The organism is Bacillus sp. BC08 (assembly GCF_054326875.1).
On record NZ_JBTGPA010000037.1, the window covers coordinates 458289 to 474598 of the forward strand.

Here is a 16310-nt window from a genome sequence, read left to right on the forward strand (position 1 = left end):
GGAAGTAAAGGGATACGATTGATGGATATGGCAGTCGTATAAGAATGACGAAAGGAGATAAAAAGATGAAAAAGAAATTTCAAAAATTATAACATGTATCGTGTACAACGCAGTTAGCTCGTGGACCTCCAACATACTTGGAAATATAAGTTTATATAAAAATTGGAGGTTAGGAATAGATGAGAACTGAAAAAGAAATGTTAGACTTAATTATAAATACAGCAAAAGAGGATGAAAGAATTCGAGCTGTCATTATGAATGGATCACGTGTAAATCCAAATGTGAAGAGAGATTGTTTTCAAGACTATGATATTATGTATGTTGTACATGATATACAATCTTTTACGTCTAATCATAATTGGATTCAGAGATTTGGAGAAATAATGATTGTACAAATGCCAGAAGAAATGTCATTAATTCCAGCGGACGAAGACGGGAAATTTCCGTATTTAATGCAGTTTATGGATGGAAATCGAATTGATTTAACGCTCGTTCCATTTGATTTGATAAATAAGTTCATTGGACAAGATAGTTTAAGTGAACTGCTTCTGGATAAAGATAATTGTATGGATGAATTTCCAACAGCAAGCGATAGGGGCTACTTAATAAAAAAGCCTACAGAAAAAGAGTTTTTAGATTGCTGTAATGAATTTTGGTGGTGTAGTACGAATGTAGGGAAAGGACTATGGAGAGAAGAACTTTCTTATGCGAAAGGGATGCTCGATGGTCCAGTACGAGATATGTTCATCGTAATGCTAGAATGGCATATTGGTATGAAAACAGACTTTACAGGTAATGCAGGAAAGTTTGGGAAGCATTTCGAGCAATATATTGAAAAAGATATGTGGGAGCAATTTAAACGTACCTATTCGAATGCGGAATATGAAAATATATGGGAGTCATTCTTTGTCATGGGGAAATTATTTAGGGAAGTGGCGAACGAAATTGCTAACACATATGGATATCCGTACCCGCAAGGTGATGATGACAGAGTGACGAGCTATTTAAAACATGTGAAAGCTTTGCCGAAAGATAGTACATCGATTTATTAATAATATAAAGCAATAAGGCTGTCCTAATTATGGACAGTCTTATTTTTGTTCATGAATAGGAATTTCCCTAACAAAGTGCAGAGAAATCACATATGAAATTTTAGGGAGGTTTTTATTATGTATTATTTTTATTCGTCAGAAATGTTTGCCCCATATCAATGGGGACTAGAACGAGATGTTTCGTACACATATATGCCATATCACTCATTTTATTATGGAGACTATATAAGTTCATTGCCATACGCATATATCCCTCAAAACTATGAAATGCAAATGAAAGCATATGAGCGTGGATCGTGGACGCCATTTTCGTGGGTCGAAAAATATGCGTACGCATTTTCCGGACCATACAATAAAGCGGAAGTCGCTCTTACATTTGATGATGGACCAGATTTAGAATTTACGCCAAAAATTTTAGATAAGTTAAAACAACATAATGTAAAAGCGACTTTCTTCTTGCTGGGTGAAAATGCGGAAAAGTTTCCGGATGTAGTAAAGCGTATTGCGAATGAAGGGCATGTAATTGGCAATCATACGTATAGCCATCCGAATTTAGCGAAAGTAACTGATGCTGAGTACCGTAATCAAATTATAAAAACAGAAGAAATATTAAATCGTTTAGCTGGTTATGCACCGAAGTTTATTCGTCCACCGTACGGTGAAATACTTGAAGATCAATTGAAGTGGGCAACAGAGCAAAACTTTATGATTGTACAGTGGAGTGTTGATACGGTTGATTGGAAAGGAGTAAGCGCTGATACGATTACAAATAATGTGTTAGGGAATTCATTTCCTGGCAGTGTTATCCTTCAGCATTCAACACCAGGTGGGCATTTACAAGGATCTGTAGAGGCACTAGACAAAATGATTCCGCAGTTAAAAACGAAAGGGGCACGTTTTGTAACGCTGCCAAGTATGTTCCAAACATCGAAAGAGAGAAAATAGATGTGTTATAAATTGGTAAATATAGGGTTTTATCGTATAATGAAGGTGTAGGTTAGGAGGGGATATAATTGATGTATGCACTAATAAACATAGGAATGAGTATTTTGATTGGTATTATATTTATACTTGTGGCAATTATTATTCAAAAGAATCCACCGACGGACATAAACGCAGCATATGGTTACTGGACAAAACGATCTATGAAAAATAAGGAATTATGGGATGCGGGTAACAGGTATAGTGCAGAAGTGATGAAACAAAATGGATTCATTATGATGTTGATCGGAAGTGTAATTAGTGCACTATTTAGGTATCCACATACAATAATAGCAATTATGGTGATTATGCTGTTAGTAATCATTCATTTAGTTATACAAGTAGAGAGTAGATTAAAAATACTTGAACAATAATGAAAAAATAGGACTCTACGCAATATGATGCTAGGAGTCCTATCTTATTTATAAATTATTATTTTCTAGTAAGTCTTTTCCTTGCTCTATAACAAATTCATAGTATGCAAGATCATATGGATAAATATCTTCAAATGTTATCGTTATCGGTTTATTGCTTAAAACAGAAATAGCTGTAAAATATGAAATCTCTCTTTTTAGTAGTTGTAGAAAAGAAGTTGCATGTACTTTCATCACATCGTCTACTTCTTCACCTAGTGCGAATGGAAGTGGATTGATGACATTGTGAAAAAACATATGACAAAACTCGCGATCTGTAAGATTTGAAATTTCATAATCTATTTTAAAGATGCCTTTGTATGCTAACTCAGTCGTTTGAAAAGAAAGCCCCAGTTCTTCTTTAATTTCACGAAGACCACCAATTTGTACATCTTCATCATGCATAATATGTCCGGCTGAAGTAATATCCCATATACCCGGAGCTTCTTTTTTATTTTTAGAGCGTAATTGGAAATATAAGAACATATCTTCATCATCTTTTTCTACAAACCAACAATGAAATGTTTCGTGCCAATCACCGTCACGATGCACTTCATCACGCAATTTCTTCCCAAGTGTATTTCTTTCAGGATCAAATATTGTTAACCACTCTGTCATTTAAATTCCCCTTTCTGCAAATTTTATTATACAATATTTGTATTGGATTTTGGGAAAATAAAGAAAAACGGAGTGGTTCATAGTGGGGATAGAGAGTAAAGAAATAAAATCGATTATTTCAACAGAGGAAGAATTACGGGAAATATTGGGGCAACCAAGTGAGCGAGCGTTAAAGAAAGTTATTTCATCATTAGACCACCATTGCGTAGATTTTCTGTCAAAATCTCCTTTTCTAGTATTGTCTACTGCAAATAAATTAGGAGAGTGTGATGCTTCGCCGAGAGGAGACGCACCTGGATTTGTATTCGTATTAAATCATAATAAAATTATTATTCCAGAAAGACCAGGTAACCGTCGTATAGATTCCATTTTGAACATTATTTCAAATCCATACGTAGGGTTACTCTTTTTGATTCCAGGTCTTGGGGAGACGCTCCGGATAAACGGCCGAGCGTATATTACAAACGACGAAGAGATATTGCAAGAAATGCAGGCGAATGGACGCAATCCGTTACTTGGAATTGTCGTTGAAATAGAAGAGTGTTATATTCATTGTGCAAAAGCTTTTATCCGATCTAAGATGTGGGATCCAGAATCATGGTTGAATAAAAAAGAGTTACCTTCAGCAGCAAAAATGTTGCTGGAGCATGCGAAAGTAAATACTTCTGAAGAAGATGTTGCACGTTCTTTAGAAGAAAGTTATACGAAAAGATTGTATTGAAAAAATTTTATTAATATAGTTTTGTAAGGTGGATATGTACGCGTTATAAAATGGGATATTTATATATGAACTGTTGATTTATAAGGTGGAAAAATTACAAAATAGGTAAATCAAGTGGTAGTTGCATAATGTTATTTTGAAATACAATAAAAAATGATTTTGAAAATTGTTAGTAAAAATAGGCTTGCTTTTTGAAAAGTTGATAACTATAATAAGTTAACAAATAGACATGAACGAAAAAGTAACGATAAGGACACGAAATCATTTTTACGGTTTACAGAGAGGGAAGTCAAGGGTGTGAGCTTCCTAACACGAGAAATGGTTTTACCACCTTTGAACTTCAATAGTGAACGAGTAATCTAGTAATTATTGACGGAATCAGCCGTTATCTGAACTTGAGCAATCTAGGGGGAAATACGTCTAGGTTGGAACAAGGGTGGAACCACGAAAACACATTCGTCCCTTTCCTAGGGATGAGTGTGTTTTTTTATTACTTTGAAAGGAGGTGCTGTAACATGAAACGATTTGTACGTACGGAAATAACCACTACCTGCATGATTAAAAAGCAGAGTAAGGTGATTGATAAAGATAAAAAATAGAATTGTAGGAGGAGATTAGAAGATGAATAACGTTATTAATGTTGGGGTGTTAGGCTTAGGTACGGTCGGAAGTGGTGTTGTCCATATTTTGAAAGAACATTATAAAAAAATTGCACTTGATACAGGGTATGAAGTGAAGGTAAAGACAGTCGTTGTACGTGACTTAGAAAAAGAACGTGATGTTTGTATTGATGGAATCGTAGTAACAAGTCATGTCGATGAAGTTCTAAATGATTCAAATATTGATATTGTAGTAGAGGTAATGGGCGGAATTGAAGAAGCAAAGCAGCACATTGTTAAGGCTTTACGAAATAAGAAGCATGTCGTAACAGCAAATAAAGATTTAATGGCTGTATACGGTGCAGAACTTCTCCAACTGGCGAACGACAATGATTGTGATTTATGTTACGAGGCAAGTGTAGCGGGCGGTATTCCGGTGTTAAGAGGATTAACAGACGGATTAGCATCAGATCAAATTGAAAAAATAATGGGAATCGTAAATGGTACAACAAATTACATGTTAACAAAGATGAGTCAAAATGGATGGTCGTATGAAGAGGCATTACAAGAAGCACAAAAATTAGGTTTCGCAGAATCAGATCCAACAGCGGATGTAGATGGGCTAGATGCAGCAAGAAAGGTAGCCATTCTTGCAAACTTAGGTTTTTCGATGAATGTTTCTTTAGATGATGTGCAAGTAAGAGGGATTCGAAAGGTCGAAAAAGAAGATTTACAAATGGCTGAAAAGTTAGGGTTTACTATGAAATTAATTGGGAAAGCAGAGAAACAAGGATCAGCCATTCATTTAAGTGTAGAACCGACACTTTTACCAAGCCATCATCCATTATCGAATGTAAATAATGAATTTAATGCAGTATATGTTCACGGTCAAGCGGTAGGAGAAGTAATGTTTTACGGCCCTGGAGCTGGGAAGTTACCGACTGGTTCTGCTGTAGTAAGTGATATTATTTCAATTGTTAAAAGTATGAATCAAGTTCCGAATAATAAAAGTGCGTTAAAAGAACCAGAACCGTATGAATTACAAGGAGATGAAGAAGTCGTTTCGAAATATTTCTTACGTATTTCATTACGAGATGAACCTGGGATGTTGCAAAAAATAACAGAATGTTTCGTTAATTATTCTGTAAGTTTAAAAGAAGTAATTCAATTACCTTTAAATCGTGAACTTGCAGAAGTCGTTGTTGTGACACATCAAACTTCAAAGTATCAATTCGAACGAGTACTAGGAGCGATAGAAGATGTCGCAAGTGAAATAAACAGTTATTACATTATTGAGGAGGAAAAACAATATGTATAAAGGATTATTAAAACAGTATGCTTCTTATTTACCGGTGAATGAAAATACACCTGATGTGAGCTTAATGGAAGGAAATACACCGCTTATTCCGTTATTAAATATATCAAAACAATTAGGAATTCAGTTATACGGTAAGTATGAGGGAGCGAATCCGACAGGTTCTTTTAAAGATCGTGGTATGGTAATGGCTGTTGCGAAGGCGAAAGAAGAAGGTTCGGAGGCAATTATTTGTGCATCAACAGGTAATACTTCGGCATCGGCCGCAGCATATGCGGCACGCCTTGGAATGAAATGTATAATCGTAATCCCTGAAGGAAAGATTGCACATGGAAAATTAGCGCAAGCAGTCGCCTATGGAGCTGAAATCATTTCAATAGAAGGAAATTTTGATGATGCACTTAAAGCTGTAAGAAATATTGCTGCTGAAGAGCCGATTACATTAGTAAACTCAGTAAATCCTTATCGAATTGAAGGGCAAAAAACAGCAGCATTTGAAATTTGTGACCAGTTGCAAAGTGCACCAGATGTTTTAGCGATTCCTGTTGGAAATGCTGGAAATATTACAGCGTACTGGAAAGGTTTCTGTGAATATGAGAAAGAAAAAGGCTATAAGAAGCCAAGAATTCATGGGTTTGAAGCGGAAGGAGCAGCTGCTATTGTAAAAGGACATGTCATTGAAGAACCTGAAACAATTGCAACAGCGATTCGCATCGGTAACCCAGCGAGTTGGTCATATGCAGTAGAGGCTTCTAAGCAATCTCACGGTGAAATAGATATGGTATCAGATGAAGAAATATTACATGCGTATAGATTATTAGCCAAAACGGAAGGGGTTTTCGCTGAGCCAGGATCAAATGCTTCATTAGCCGGCGTTATTAAACATGTTCAATCTGGAAAAATCAAAAAAGGAGAGACAGTTGTTGCGGTTTTAACTGGAAATGGGTTGAAAGATCCTGATATCGCAATCTCTTCTAATACATTAGATATTGCAAGTGTTTCAAATGATATAGAACAAATTAAAGAGCATATAAAAGGGGTGATTATGTCGTGATACCATTAAGTATTCGTGTTCCTGCTAGTACAGCGAATGTTGGACCTGGATTTGATTCAGTAGGAATAGCTTTGTCATTATATTTAGATGTAGTAGTAAAAGAGAAAGCTGATAAATGGGAAGTAATTCATTCCTTTGAAGAATCAATTCCGACAGACGATAAAAATTTAATCGTTAGCACGGCATGTAAAGTGAGTCCTTCTTTATTACCCCATATAATAGAGGTTACTAGTAATATCCCGCTAACAAGAGGTCTAGGAAGTAGTGCATCAGCCATTGTAGCAGGGATAGAGCTTGCGAATCAACTTGGCAATTTGAACTTAACAACTGATCAAAAAGTTCAAATTGCTACAAATTTTGAAGGACATCCAGATAATGTTGCTGCTTCTATATTAGGAGGAACTGTAATCGGAGCACTTGATGGAAAGAATGTTTCGGTTGTAAGAATTGAAAGTAAGGAATTAGGTGTAATCTCTCTTATTCCAAATGAAGAGTTAAATACAGATGAAAGCCGATCTGTATTACCAGAGGTGTTTCCATTTCATGAAGCAGTTAAGGCTAGTGCAATCAGCAACGTATTAGTAGCTGCGTTTTGTCAAAAGAAGTGGGAAGTTGTAGGTGAAATGATGGAAAGAGATCATTTTCACGAGCCATTTCGTTTAGAACTGGTCCCGTTATTACCATCTATTCGTAAATGTGCAAAAGAATTTGGAGCATACGGCACAGCGCTTAGCGGTGCAGGCCCATCCATTTTCATATTGACGCCATATGATAAACGTCAAGAAATTGCTGAGCAATTAGCGAGAGTATTTACGTCTATGAAAGTGTGTGAGCTAGAAATCGATCATAGAGGAATTACTGTAAATAAAGAAGAACATATAGGGCTAAAAAAAAGCTAGCATTGCTAGCTTTTTTTGTTGTAAATATCTTTTCAGTGGGCATATAAAAGAAAAGTAATAATGTATAATTTAGTAAAGCGTGTATTCATTTGGAGGTGATCGTATGAAGAAAGAGTCACCAGAAGAAAAAAGAGAACGTATAAGGCAAAGTGAATTGAAAAATAATCCTACCGGTTCTTTAAAGGATGGATTAAACAGAGCTGAATCCGGTAGTCCAGTTGATATGACAGGTGGTATGAATTGGAAAGGTACAGCGCTAGTAATTTTAGTGCTAGTTTTAGGCTATATTATATACACTTATTTTTTAAGTTAAGAAATGCACGTTAAAGTTATGAATTATTTGCTTTTATAAGTAGTGAGGATTGTATTACATATACTTTAAGTAAATTATAGTTGTTCATACACACTTATTTATAATACTCAAAATAGAGCTAGCGTTATGCTGGTTCTATTTTTTTGCCACATTCCTGTAACAAAGCCCCTGTATATTCAGTGGTGGAGGTGCAGAAGATGAAAAAAATGATAACGATATGTCTTCTTACAACTATGTCATTTTCGACTTTAGTTGGGTGTGATGTAAAAGGTAACAATGCTGTACAAGAGTCTAAAATAAAGAAAGCGACGTATAAAGAGTTTACTTACGATGTAAATCCAGAGACTTTCACGTTAACTGTAGAACATGATGGTGTAAAGGAACAGGCGTCACAGCCTTTACCGAAAATGAAGGTGTCGAATGTGAAAAAAGATAAGGGGCGCACATCATGGGAATACCCAGATCAAAAAGTAAAAGTGAATGTAGAAAAGAAAAAAGATCACTTAAATATTGAAGTGGAATCAATTGGTGCAGAAAGCTTCACATGGCCGAAAGTACAAGCTGAAAATTATACACTTCCGTTATGGGAAGGAAAGCAAATTCCGAGTAATGATGAAAATTGGAAGAAGTTTTTAAAGGATGATGCATATTCATTTGCTGAATCATTTTCTATGAAGTTTTTTGCATTAAACGGTGCGAAATATTCCATTGTATATATTGCGAACAATATGTTTAATAATGAATTGAAATTTCATTCGGATCCGAAAATAGGATTTGATTTTATACATGAATTCCCGAATATAAATAAAAATAAAACATATGGATTTCAATTATATGTGACCAATAATGATGCAGTCAGTATTGCTAAACTGTATAAGGATAATATTACTGGAAAAGGTGAATTTAAAACATTACAAGAAAAGGCTAGAAAAAATAAAGAGATTGAAAAACTTTATGGTGCGGCTCATTTTTATTTTTGGAATCAAAATGGTTTGTCTGACAGTAACGTAAATTGGCCGAAGATAAGAGAACAAATAAATAGTCCTGTGTTTAGCCATATAAAAGAGCTTATTCAAAAGAATAGTTCGGAGCCTGGAGAATTGAATGTATTTGAGCAAGTAAGTAAACAAGATTTCATTGATCAGTACCAAAAAAATGTTATTTTGCGTTATGTAAATGAAGTATTATCAATGAAGGAATTGTATAAAGAGGATATTTTCCCAAAAGTTGATCAGAAGGCTAGTGAGTTATTAAACAAAGGCGTGGATCAGTTATCGAAGATGGAGTTATATAACTTAAATAAGCATGTATTAAAGTCGGCGCTCGGTGATGCGATTGAAGAAGTAAGTAAATGGGGTAAGGCAGATGGAACGGATATTATAAAGGAAATGAAAGCAGCAGGAATAGACAATGCGTGGATTGGGTTACCGAACTGGGAACAAGGGTATATGCAGCCGGATTTCGTGACAGAAGCTAAGAAAATGGGATATTTAGTTGGCCTGTATGATTCTTATCATTCTATTCACGAAAAGGCTGATAAAAATTGGAATACAGCTTCTTTTCATGATCCATCGTTATATGAAGAGGCAACTGTGACGAAGAAAAATGGAGAAAAAGTGCAAGGGTTTTTAGGTAGAGGGCGAAAATTAAATCCAACTTTATCTCTTCCTAGTGTAAAAGAGCGAATGAACGATATATTACAAAATGGACCTAAATATAATTCATGGTTTATTGATTGTGATGCGACAGGTGAAATTTATGATGACTATTCAGCCAAACATATAACAACACAAGAACAAGATTTGAGAGCAAGGTTGCAACGCATGGATTATATTGCACAAGAAAAAGGTATGGTAGTTGGTTCAGAAGGTGGAAATGACTTTGCAAGTAGCACGATTGCATTTGCTCACGGTATTGAAACACCGGTTATTAAATGGGACGATGAAGATATGAGGAAAAATAAAATAAGTCCGTATTATGTGGGCGGATATTGGTCACCGAATCAAAATGTTCCAGAAAAATATGCAAAACAAGTACCGTTGAAAGAAGAATATAAACAAGTTTATTTAAATCCAGTATATTCGGTACCGTTATATAAATTAGTATACAACGATTCTGTAATTACAACGCATCACTGGGAATGGGGAAGTTTGAAAGTAAAAGATGAGGTAGGAAACCGTATGTTATATGAGTTATTGTATAATGTTCCTCCGTTATACCATTTAGATGAAGTAGAGTGGAATAAGCATAAACAAGAAATTACGCAGCATCTGAAAGTTTGGAATGAAGTTCATGAAAAGGCAGTAAAAGAAGAAATGACGAACTTTGCATATTTGTCAGAAGATAAATTAGTCCAATCTGCTTCATATGGAAAAGATATTAAAGTTATTGTGAATTTCTCAAATGAAGAGGTAGAAATAGATAAGGCGAAACTAAAAGCAAAATCCGCTGTTATTTATAATCATGGGAAGAAAACAATATATACACCGCTTGAGGGATAATATGAAATGTATTGTTGCATTCCTAATTTTTCAGGTGAAAATTGAAGGGTTCAAAACGAATAAATTTATCCCGCTTTAATGGGCAGTAAGACCCCCACCTCAAAATTCAGCGAAAGCAAAGAAGTTAGGTGGGGGATCAACTGCCCATAAAAGTCCGATTGGTGAGGGCTGATAATCAGTGGGGGATGAAGAAAACCCCCACTGATTAAAGTTTCACTTTATAAATCTGTAATTTCGGATGTTACGGAGTGTTAAATTTTTGAAGTTGAAAAATAGTGACTTGCCAAAAATAAGCACGAGAGTATAATGTGAAATGGAATACATATTGGATTCATCATGTAACCTTACAAAAATGTAAGGTGTTTGAAAGGAAATTCAATATGAAGATTGCTAGACATACATTATACTAGGGAAAGAGAAAGAGAGGCGAATGAAGATGAGCTCTGAATTAGAACAAAATACGAGAAACAATAAAAAACGTTCTAAAAGAAAGTCAATAAAATGGTTCATTTTAATTCCATTTTTCCTACTTATTTTTGGAGGAGTAGGATATGGATCATTAATATATAATAAAGCAAAAGCTGTTGTAAGTGATGCGTATGCACAAATTGATAAATCATCAAAACGTGATAAAGAAGTTGAGCCTTTAAAGGATAACATCTCTATTTTAATTATGGGTGTAGATGGTAGTGAAATGCGAAAAAGTCAATACGGAGAAGCAGTTCGAACAGATGCACTTTTATTAGCAACAATTAATAAAGATGATAAATCAGTAAAATTAGTAAGTATTCCGCGTGATTCACGTGTATATATTCCATCTAGAAAGAAATTAGATAAAATTACACACGCACACGTATTTGGTGGTGTTGAAAGTACACGAGATACAGTGGAAAGATTTTTAAATGTTCCTGTTGATTATTATGTGAAGTTTAACTTTGAATCATTCGTACAAATTGTCGATTCACTTGGTGGTATTGATATTGATGTACCTGTTACTTTCACAGAGCAAGATAGTAAAGACCAAGCAGGTATGATTCATTTAGAAAAAGGCTTCCAACATTTAAATGGAGAACAAGCACTTGCACTTGCAAGAACGCGTAAAATTGACAGTGACGCAATGCGTGGCCAAAGACAACAACTTGTAATAGAAGCAATTGCAAAAAAAGCAATGTCTGTCCAATCTATTAGCAAAATGGGCTCTTTACTTGATGCGGTTGATAAAAATATGAAAACGAACTTAACTTTCGATGATATGATTGCTATTACAAAAAATATGGCAGGATCTAATTTGGAAATGGAAAAAATGCAAATAGAAGGTACGGATAAACGTATCGGAGGTATTTATTATTACATTCCAAATGAAAAAAATGTGAAAGATATTTCGAAAAAATTAAATGATCATCTAGGTGTAACACCAAAACCAGTTCGAAACGAATAATAAAAAAAGATTGGCTTTCGCCAATCTTTTTTTAATCGGAATGGATTTGTAACTTTTCTGTAACGATTTTTTATTTTAGAAAAATTATACTCATATGTATGAGAATATTGGAGAAGCAAAAAGTAAAGGAAAATAATGAAAATCTGTAATAAGGAAAGATATCATATGCAGAAATGGATAGGCATTATGGGAATCATTTTTATGCTGACTGGATGTAAAATGTCTGAAGCTCCAACAAGTTTAATGGGTGCTCCTGCCAATGAAAAATGGATAAATGAACTAAAAGAGCAAGTAGATAAAGATTTGCCTGTAAATTATCGATTGCTTACTCCAATGTCTAATAAAGATAAACAGATGATTTGGTCAATGGATTTTAAACAAGATAATAAGAAAGAAGCCATCTTATTTTATAAATTGCCGAATGAAGATCATAGCTTATATTTAGCTGTATATGAAGAAGTCGGAAATGGCTGGAAAGTAAAATCCACGCATAAATTTGATGGTGGAGATATAGATATCGTTGAAGTCGGTGATTTTACAGGGAACGGGAAGCGAGAGTTATTAATCGGAATTTCAGTAAGTCGTGAATCGTTAGAACATGTTATGTATGTTTTTTCGGAAGAAAATGAAGATATGAAGGAAATATATAATCGAAGTTATACGAAGTTATTCATTGAGGATTTAAATAAAAATGGATTGAAAGATATAAGCCTTGTTACATATGAAAAGGATGAGAAATTGACAGTTGAGTTCATGGAACAATTTAAGACTTTATCTGAAGCGTCATTCGATCCATTTATAAATAGCATTCAAAGAATACAAATGGGCCGCATTTCTAAATCACTAAAAGCGGTTGTAATTGACGCAGGTGTTGGCGCTCATTCAGGGATAACATATGTAGCAAAATTTGATAAGGGTCATTATGAACCACTACCTATAGATGGAAAAGGAGACTTATTCAATGATTATGTAGTCGAAAGCAAAGATATAAATGAAGACGGCATTATTGAATTTGTTCGTACAGTGCGTCCAAAAGGATGGGAAGAAGTATCGTACGGAGAGAGCAAGATGTTTGAACGTTATATTCAGTGGAGTGAAGATGGAATTAAACCGATAGAAGAAAGATATGTAAATATAGAGAAAGGTTATTTTGTCAAAATCCCGCAAGTGTTAATTGGAAAAATAACTGTCCCATTTCAGCGAGAAGCATCAGATGTTCAAAAGTTTATAGATACTACGACAAATGAACTATGGCTTGAAGTCCGTATATTTAAGCGGAAAGAATGGTTCAAAATAAAAGGTTACGAGGCAGCAGTGAAAACGGCTTCTCACGTATACGCCGTACCGAAACAATCACATTTTAAAAAAGTGAAAGCATATGTAAAACCGCTAGCGGATTATCAACAAGAGTAGGGAGGTGGAAATTATGCCAACAATTTTAGTTTTAGAAGATGAAATGCCAATTCGTAGTTTTATCGTCTTGAATTTGAAACGTGCTGGATTTTATGTGTTAGAAGCTAGTACGGGAGAAGAGGCGTTACAGATTTTATGTGAACATACTGTTGATGTAGCATTGCTTGATGTAATGTTACCAGGAATTGATGGTTTTCAAGTTTGTAAATCTATCCGGGAAGAAAATAAAAAAATAGGTATTATTATGTTAACCGCACGCGTACAAAATGAAGATAAAGTACAAGGACTAGGAATTGGTGCAGATGATTATATCGCAAAGCCGTTTAGTCCAGTGGAATTAACTGCACGTATACAATCGTTACTAAGAAGAATAGAAGTACATGATGAAAAAGGGAATACGATCATATCTGGCCCGTTTTCGTTAAATGTTATAGAAGAAAGATTATATAAAAGTGGACAATTAGTTGATTTAACCCCTACAGAGTATATGATATTACAGTATTTGATGAATCAGGCTTCAAAGCCGGTTTCACGTGATGAAATTTTAAATATGATTTGGGGAACGAATTATGTAGGTGAGACGAAAGTAGTAGATGTAAATATGAGGCGGTTACGCCAAAAGATAGAATGTAATCCATCAGAACCTGAATTTATTCTTACTGTGTGGGGAAAAGGATATGTGTGGAAGGAAAGTATAAGATGAAAAGAAAAGTGACTTTATATTTTATGACGGTCATTATACTTATGCTTGTATTATTTGAAGTCGTATTTTCAGTCTCCATTTATCGTTATTATTATAATGGTATTGTGCAATATATAGAATCTCATGCGAAGACGAGTACACGATTTTTCTCTGAATACAATTCACTATACTTTATTCGATTGCAAGAATACAGCGGTGATATAATTGAGAGCTTTCAGTTAGAAGGAACAGAATTACAATTAATTGATCGACATGGTACGATTATACAGTCATCAAGTGGACGAAAGGTAGAAGGTAAAATAGTTATTCCGTATACGTTACTAGAAGGAGAAATGTATCATCAAGTGACTACTACGAAAGACAATGTGAAACAATTAGAAGTGATTAGTCCGCTTATTCATCAAGGACAAACGATTGGTGTTTTGAAATATACGACTGTTTTAACGAATGTAAATGCCAAGATTATCGAAATCATTATGTTTACTATTTCTGTAGGCATTGTTATTTCAGGAATTGTCTTCTTAATCAGTAGACGATTAGCGAATTCGTTTGTTAAACCTATCGAATCTATTATTCATGCTTCTTCACAAATTGCAGAAGGTACATTAAAGAAGAAAATTAAAGAGGATTATCCTGGTGAATTAGGTGAGTTGGCACATAGTTTAAATCATATGTCTAATAAAATAGAAAAAGCGGAACAGATGAAAAATGAATTTATTGCTTCGATTTCTCATGAAATACGAACGCCTTTAACTGGAATTAAAGGTTGGAGTGAGACGTTAAAAACGGTAGATCATTTAACGGAAGAAGAGATAAAGCAAGGCATGGGAATTATATCAGGTGAGACAGACCGATTGATTCATTTAGTAGAAGAATTGCTAGATTTTTCAAGATTACAATCAAATCATTTCAATTTATATAAACAAAAGGTGCAATTATACGATATACTAGAGGAGACGATTTGGCAATTAACTCCTAATGCTGAAGAGAAGCAAATGCAATTCATCAAAACTATAGAACGAATTGAATTGATGGGAGATCGAAATAGGCTAAAGCAAGTTTTCTTGAATATTGTTCAAAATGCCATTAAATATTCACATAAAAATGGTAAAGTATATATTGAAGCGACTAAAAATGAAGGACAAGCAGTGATAAAGGTGAAAGACGAAGGGATTGGAATTGCTAAAGAGCATTTACCATATATAGAACAGTCATTTTACCAGATTAATAACCATGCTACAGGTGCCGGTCTTGGTTTAGCTATCGTAAAAAAAATGGTAGAGCTTCATGGAGGTACACTTAGTTTTATAAGTAAAGAAGGAATAGGAACAACTATTTTGATAAAACTCCCATTATAATACATATATATATCTGTTTATATAGTGTAATAAAATAAATAGATGTATAATTATATTGGGTGATTTATATATAAGATTAATAGGGAGAGGAATTCGATAGAATGGAAAAAGCTTTTAAAATTAAACGAGTAGTAGTCGTTTTAATAGCGATTGCAGCAGTAGCTATTGGGTATTTCATGTTTCAATCCATTACTTCACCAGCAAAGGCTGTTGCAAAACAAGAAAACGTAGTACAGCTTGCAAGTGAACAACCGAAAGTAGAAATGAATAAAACGGCACCAAGTCGTTTTAATGGGAAAGAAAGAAAAGTTGCTTATCTTACATTTGATGATGGCCCAGGGAAATATACGGCTGAATTGTTAAATATGTTAAAACAGCATGATGCGAAGGCGACTTTCTTTTTAATTGGCGCGAATGTGAAACAGTTTCCGGATTTAGTGAAACGTGAAGATGCAGAAGGGCATTATGTTGGAATGCATAGTATGACACATAATTTTGCAAAGTTATATGTAAATGGCGAATATGTTAATGAAATGAAAGAAGATCAAGGCTTAATTGCAAATATTATCGGGAAATCACCTAAATTAACACGTCCACCATACGGATCGAACCCTGGTTTAAATGAAGCCCTTCGCAATAAAGTAGTAGAGGGCGGTTTAAAAGTATGGGACTGGACAATTGATTCTTCAGATTGGAAATATAATAAAATGCAGGTTGATGCAGCGGCAGCACAAATTGCTCAAAATGTAATAACAAATGCAACAAAACCACAGGAAGTTATTTTAATGCATGACATTCACCCACAATCAGTTGCTGCTGTGCCAGCAATTTTAAAAGGGTTAAAAGAAAAGGGTTATGAGTTTGAAGCTTATCATGAAGAGAGTCACTTCCCAGTGAATTTCTGGCATGATAACCGTATGTAATGGAGGAAT

15 protein-coding genes and 1 other annotated feature are annotated in these 16310 nt (G+C 34.6%); of the genes, 14 read left to right on the forward strand and 1 reads right to left on the reverse strand.

The window, feature by feature from the left end:
- The first annotated feature begins 179 nt into the window (after positions 1-179).
- The 3 genes from ACXVYO_RS25925 to ACXVYO_RS25935 all read left to right on the forward strand — a co-directional run bounded on the left by ACXVYO_RS25925 (position 180) and on the right by ACXVYO_RS25935 (position 2407).
- Positions 180-1052 (forward strand): aminoglycoside 6-adenylyltransferase, encoded by an 873-nt coding sequence (locus tag ACXVYO_RS25925; RefSeq protein WP_458469042.1) that lies wholly within the window; start codon positions 180-182, stop codon positions 1050-1052.
- A 117-nt stretch (positions 1053-1169) separates the two neighbouring features.
- Positions 1170-1997, forward strand: a complete 828-nt coding sequence (locus ACXVYO_RS25930) for a peptidoglycan-N-acetylglucosamine deacetylase (protein WP_458469044.1) — start codon at positions 1170-1172, stop codon at positions 1995-1997.
- A 71-nt stretch (positions 1998-2068) separates the two neighbouring features.
- Complete coding sequence (locus ACXVYO_RS25935) at positions 2069-2407, forward strand: SdpI family protein (protein ID WP_458469046.1); 339 nt, start codon at positions 2069-2071, stop codon at positions 2405-2407.
- Positions 2408-2455: 48 nt separating this feature from the next.
- On the opposite strand, the gene ACXVYO_RS25940 is transcribed toward ACXVYO_RS25935, so the two are convergent.
- Positions 2456-3064: an NUDIX hydrolase gene (locus ACXVYO_RS25940; protein ID WP_458469048.1), complete on the reverse strand. Its 609-nt coding sequence runs from the start codon at positions 3062-3064 to the stop codon at positions 2456-2458.
- Positions 3065-3146: 82 nt separating this feature from the next.
- Here ACXVYO_RS25940 and ACXVYO_RS25945 point away from each other — a divergent pair, with 82 nt between their 5' ends.
- The 11 genes from ACXVYO_RS25945 to ACXVYO_RS25995 all read left to right on the forward strand — a co-directional run bounded on the left by ACXVYO_RS25945 (position 3147) and on the right by ACXVYO_RS25995 (position 16301).
- Entirely contained in the window at positions 3147-3785 is a 639-nt protein-coding gene (locus ACXVYO_RS25945; protein ID WP_458469050.1) for a pyridoxamine 5'-phosphate oxidase family protein, read from the forward strand.
- Positions 3786-4020: 235 nt separating this feature from the next.
- Positions 4021-4252: a binding site (T-box leader), on the forward strand.
- A gap of 154 nt (positions 4253-4406) precedes the next feature.
- The gene (locus ACXVYO_RS25950) at positions 4407-5702 is read left to right on the forward strand and encodes a homoserine dehydrogenase (protein ID WP_458469052.1); all 1296 of its coding nucleotides are present in this window, start codon (positions 4407-4409) and stop codon (positions 5700-5702) included.
- Positions 5695-6753: a threonine synthase gene (gene thrC / locus ACXVYO_RS25955; RefSeq protein WP_458469054.1), complete on the forward strand. Its 1059-nt coding sequence runs from the start codon at positions 5695-5697 to the stop codon at positions 6751-6753. Before ACXVYO_RS25950 ends, thrC begins: the two co-directional genes overlap by 8 nt.
- The gene (thrB, locus tag ACXVYO_RS25960) at positions 6750-7652 is read left to right on the forward strand and encodes a homoserine kinase (protein WP_458469055.1); all 903 of its coding nucleotides are present in this window, start codon (positions 6750-6752) and stop codon (positions 7650-7652) included. Before thrC ends, thrB begins: the two co-directional genes overlap by 4 nt.
- A gap of 103 nt (positions 7653-7755) precedes the next feature.
- A complete protein-coding gene (locus ACXVYO_RS25965) occupies positions 7756-7965 on the forward strand; it encodes a DUF6366 family protein (RefSeq protein WP_458469057.1) in 210 nt (69 codons plus the stop codon).
- Between the two features lie 197 nt (positions 7966-8162).
- Positions 8163-10466, forward strand: a complete 2304-nt coding sequence (locus ACXVYO_RS25970) for a glycoside hydrolase (protein ID WP_458469059.1) — start codon at positions 8163-8165, stop codon at positions 10464-10466.
- A gap of 436 nt (positions 10467-10902) precedes the next feature.
- Positions 10903-11904 (forward strand): LCP family protein, encoded by a 1002-nt coding sequence (locus tag ACXVYO_RS25975; RefSeq protein ID WP_458469061.1) that lies wholly within the window; start codon positions 10903-10905, stop codon positions 11902-11904.
- Between the two features lie 165 nt (positions 11905-12069).
- A complete protein-coding gene (locus tag ACXVYO_RS25980; protein WP_458469062.1) occupies positions 12070-13317 on the forward strand; it encodes a hypothetical protein in 1248 nt (415 codons plus the stop codon).
- A 13-nt stretch (positions 13318-13330) separates the two neighbouring features.
- Positions 13331-14020, forward strand: a complete 690-nt coding sequence (locus ACXVYO_RS25985; protein ID WP_458469063.1) for a response regulator transcription factor — start codon at positions 13331-13333, stop codon at positions 14018-14020.
- Entirely contained in the window at positions 14017-15378 is a 1362-nt protein-coding gene (locus ACXVYO_RS25990) for an ATP-binding protein (protein WP_458469064.1), read from the forward strand. The genes ACXVYO_RS25985 and ACXVYO_RS25990 overlap by 4 nt, the downstream gene beginning before the upstream one ends.
- Before the next feature lie 101 nt (positions 15379-15479).
- Positions 15480-16301, forward strand: coding sequence for a peptidoglycan-N-acetylglucosamine deacetylase (locus ACXVYO_RS25995; protein WP_458469066.1), 822 nt, complete (start codon positions 15480-15482; stop codon positions 16299-16301).
- Positions 16302-16310: the final 9 nt, after the last annotated feature.